At 42.5% G+C, this 537-nt stretch carries 1 protein-coding gene; it reads right to left on the reverse strand.

The genetic code is table 11. The annotated features are described in order from the left end of the window. Positions 1-206 precede the first annotated feature (206 nt). On the reverse strand, positions 207-537 hold a 331-nt coding region (locus GCE9029_RS27120), incomplete at its 5' end, for an AAA family ATPase (RefSeq protein ID WP_157487865.1).

Genomic DNA, 537 nt, shown 5'->3' on the forward strand with positions numbered 1-537 from the left:
GCAGTGAGAATACGAGGTACCATAGTACGTGCTGGTCACTGGCGAACGGCAGGACCGGCTTATACCCTGCCTAACTGCTTAGCATCCACATCAACTATGATGTTGGCGGCATGCTTAATTGCTTGTTTAAATAACTTAAGCGTGTGCTTAGATGATAATAGTGAAGCTTCATCTACCAACCAAAGTTGTTGCTTAAAGCCTTCCCCTTAAAAGGCTGATCGCACTAAATGACTAGCGACAGTTCTTGTAGAAGCCAAACCTGCTCCACTCTTTAAAGATTCACAAGCAGATGAAGAGGGTGCCATACCTATTACTTCATAACCTTGCATATAATATTCATGCGAGATAGTTTTTAAGACAGTTGATGTTTTTGCCGTGCCAGCATAACCACTTAATCTCTTTATTTGATTTTTACTTGCTAGACGACCCCTAGTCTCCGACTTCCGCTCCTCATTCCACCCGTTCTCTCCCATACTAAGACTTTCTTGTACAGCCTCATATCTCAAGAATTCACTAGCTTTTTCAGCTAAGTCTCTT

This window comes from Grimontia celer (assembly GCF_900055185.1).
GTDB lineage: Bacteria > Pseudomonadota > Gammaproteobacteria > Enterobacterales > Vibrionaceae > Enterovibrio > Enterovibrio celer.